This window comes from Propioniciclava sp. LT432 (assembly GCF_059515965.1).
In genome coordinates this window covers 1-2,983 of sequence record NZ_JCAKNE010000065.1, presented here as the reverse complement: position 1 = coordinate 2,983, position 2,983 = coordinate 1, and the positions used below count along the sequence as shown (strand labels likewise).

Below are 2,983 nucleotides of genomic sequence, written 5' to 3'. Positions count from 1 at the left end.
GCAATGCCGTTAAGTTAGCTGGGGCTGGCGAGTGTGGATTCGTGGTAGGTGTTCCTGCTTTATTCCGCGGTGTTGTGCACGTTTTGTGTTGTGGTAGGCGGCGAAGTGTCGCTTGACGACCCGCGGGTAGCTCCTGTGTCGTCGGGGAGGATTCGGGTGCGTTACGAGTTCGTCGACTATTTCATTCAGGATCGAGGGGGGAAAGTTCCGCGCCGCTGGAAATGTGGCGTCGGATGATTCTGAGAGCGCGAACGAACGATAATCGGTCGGGGTCGATCTCGGCGAGGTCGGAAGCGTTATGCACAAGTTTTCGGATCGCGTAGTGCGCCAGGAGGAGTCCCCAGATCTCTTGTTTGACAAGTTCGGGTGAGCGAGACCGTAGGACCCGGCCATGCGCGATCTGGTGGACCTCGATCTCATCAAAGACGTTCTCGATTTCCCAACGTTCGTGATAGAGGGCGGCGATTTCATCGGCGGGATAGCGGTCGTGGTCCAAGAGAGTGGTGATAATGCGGTACGTCGCCGAAGACCCCTCGATTGTGTATTCGACGACCCGGCAAGCGGTACCGTTATCGAGTAGCCACTGATGCTCGGCCCGCTTGTTATCGCGCCCATGGACGCGGGAGGATTGCCTCACTGCGCTTTGACGTGCGGGCGCCAAAAGGACGGACAGATACGATCCGTCGGGGTATTCGGTGATGGGGGGAAGGTTCAGGGTGCTCGCGACACGAAACGCGGCGTCCACCTTGCCCGCGATCAGCAATTCCCAGATCTTGTACGAGTAGAAGCCACGATCGGCAAGCAGGAGCGTTCCTTGCTCTAGCCGGCCGACCAGCCGCTCAGCCAGCGGCCGTTCGCTGGAGCCGAGGTCACCGATCACCGCGTGCGTAATGGCGTGAGTCCCACACTCGGCAACCGCTACCACCTGCACGCGCGGGAACACGCTGGCCCCACGTCCTCCCACGCTATAGCCGAACGTGGCGGCGTTGCCCGGCGACTCAGGAGCGTCCAGCACCACTCCATCAATAGCCATCACGCGTTGCCCGTGGAACCACGCCGACGGCGTCGCTGAGGAAGCCAAAGGCTGGGCAACACGCTCGAAAAGTAACTTCATGGGTTCTTCACCCAGGCGGGCCCGGGCCTGCGTGATTGCACTGGGCGTGGGAACATGCCAACTGGATAACCATCCACCGATGAATCTCAGACCGTTGACGAGCCTTCGCATGACTTCGTCATAGCTCTCCCCGAAGAACAGTCCCAACGCGATCACGTAGTAGACCACGACTCGGGCCGGAAGGAGACGCGAACGTTGCTCCCGCCGATTAGCCAGATCAATTGCCGTCTCGACCTCGTCCCGCGGAATACACTCCGCCAACACGCCCACAGGAAGATGATCCGTGAATTTCCGCGAAACGGATTCGTTCATAGCCCCACACTAGAAGAATCACCCCGGAGCGTCACGAACATAATCCCGCGAGTCGCACAAACCTCCGCAGACCACACCAACAAATCTCGAAAAATGCCGCAAGCATCCTCAAAGACCACTCACCCGCGAAGCAGTGCCAGCGGCTAACTTAACGGCATTGTGATGTGGTGGGCTTCGCATTCGGAAGAAGCCTTCTGGCAGCTCGGGAACGCACAGCCACGGTCGCGGACTTCGAGGGCCCGGCGGATGCCAGGAGTGACGAGTCGTTGTTGGCGACCGACGTCGAGGGGTTGGCTGGCTCCGCCGAGGACGACGGGTAGGACGTTGCCATCACACAGCAGCTGTCGGAGCTGGCCCGGGGGGAGGTCGCGACCGGAGGCGAGCCGTCCGGCCTGTTCCTGTCGACTCGCCAGGAGGTCCAGGCTCATGGTGACGACCACCGTGGGGCGGTTGCGGGAGGGGCCCGGGCCAGGGGTGGGAGCGGGGATCCGTGCCTCGCTCGCGGCGATGGCCTGAATCGTGTTCGCCGGGGTGTCCTGGGCTGCTTCAACGGATGAGTGTTGTGCGACTTCTGCGCGGGACCGGGGTGCCGCCTGAGCGGAGGCCCGATTCGGGGGAGATGCGTGGTCGCCGGGCGCGGTGCGCGTCCCCGCGCCCGATCCTGGGGCGTGCACTGCGTGGATGAGAGCGATGAGGCCGTCGGCGGTGCGTTGCTCGCGCGTGCGTAGGCCGGGGTCGTCGTGGCGGTCGGCGGCTTGTTCGATCGCGCGTCGGTTGGACACTGTGTGGGCGTTGACGAGGTTGACCAGCATCTCGCCCTCCAGAACCGGCAGTTGGCCCCTCAGGAGGATGGAGCCCTGACCGTCGGGGATCATGCTCAACGAGCGTGCCGCGACGGCTTGTTTGCGCTGGACGTCGAGGCGGGACAGCTCGTCCTCGACCCCGTCGACCTCGGGAGCCACCTCGGCCAACACCGACCGCGACTGCTTGGCGAGCTCCTTGGCGTCCATGCGTTGGGCGCGTTCCAGCAGCAGCTGTTCGGCCTGGTCGCGGCGTTCGTCGCCGAGGGTGGCGGGCAGGTTGCCGAGGACTTGGTCGATGGAGCGGGCTTGGCGTACGGAGACTTCCCCGGCGAGGGCGGCCGCCTTGACGCCGGGGCGTCCGCTGATGTCCTTGCCGGCGAACAGCCAACCGGCCGCTTCCGACGCGGTGACTTGGGCGGTCATTGCCAACAGGTCGGTGGTGCTGGTGCCGCGTGGCCCGCGGGTTCGGGCCTGGTCGGCTTCGGCGACCAGGACGGCGCGGAGGGCGTCCAGTTGGCGGCCCACCGCGACGACCTGTTCGGCCAGCTGGAAGCGGGCGTCGGCGTCCAAGCGTTGGCGGGCGTCGTGGTCGACGGCACCCAGCAGCGCGCGCACCTGGGCGAGCGCGTCGCTGGTGGCGACGAGCCGCGGGGTGGGGCTGGGAGTGCTCATGTCCACCACCCTAGGCATTCGAACACACATTCGAGCACCCATCAGGCGGCCCTGTGGACAACCACCGCCACCCCTCCAGCAC

General features: G+C 64.5%; 2 protein-coding genes. Both read right to left on the bottom strand.

Annotated elements, in window-relative coordinates; translation table 11 throughout:
* Positions 1–181: 181 nt before the first annotated feature.
* Positions 182–1,426, bottom strand: a complete 1,245-nt coding sequence (locus tag AC5YDV_RS19525) for an IS4 family transposase (protein ID WP_496182899.1) — start codon at positions 1,424–1,426, stop codon at positions 182–184.
* Between the two features lie 143 nt (positions 1,427–1,569).
* Positions 1,570–2,901, bottom strand: coding sequence for a DUF222 domain-containing protein (locus tag AC5YDV_RS19520; RefSeq protein WP_496192571.1), 1,332 nt, complete (start codon positions 2,899–2,901; stop codon positions 1,570–1,572).
* Positions 2,902–2,983: the final 82 nt, after the last annotated feature.